The organism is Robertmurraya sp. DFI.2.37, assembly GCF_029211245.1.
Classification (GTDB): domain Bacteria; phylum Bacillota; class Bacilli; order Bacillales; family Cytobacillaceae; genus Robertmurraya; species Robertmurraya methanolica_A.
Genome location: NZ_JARGEJ010000758.1, coordinates 1 through 293, shown reverse-complemented (window position 1 = coordinate 293; position 293 = coordinate 1). Strand labels below are relative to the sequence as shown.

At 55.6% G+C, this 293-nt stretch carries 1 protein-coding gene; it reads right to left on the bottom strand.

Annotated elements, in window-relative coordinates:
• Positions 1 to 293 (bottom strand): hypothetical protein (locus tag PZE06_RS28520; protein ID WP_275792473.1); only part of this gene is annotated, 293 nt, incomplete at both ends.

Sequence of the window (293 nt, the reverse complement as noted above, 5' to 3'; positions counted from 1 at the left end):
CGGCTTCCGTCTGCTCCTGCTGGGCACGGTGGATCATCAGCGGGAACGAGGCCACACACTCGAAACGCATCGCACCGCCCTTGTCCTTGTAAAGCAACCGTACGCTGCTCATGTCATAGGGATCGTACTGGACATAGAACTTCTTGTAGGTATTACGCCGGCGCCATTCCAGGTCAGGCTCACCAGGAGCGGAGAAAACCTCGTAAGGGTATTTCTTTCCCTGTACCGTGATCTCGATACCGCTGGCGGTGAACAGCGACGGTTTATCGGTTGTGTACCAGAACATCTCCACC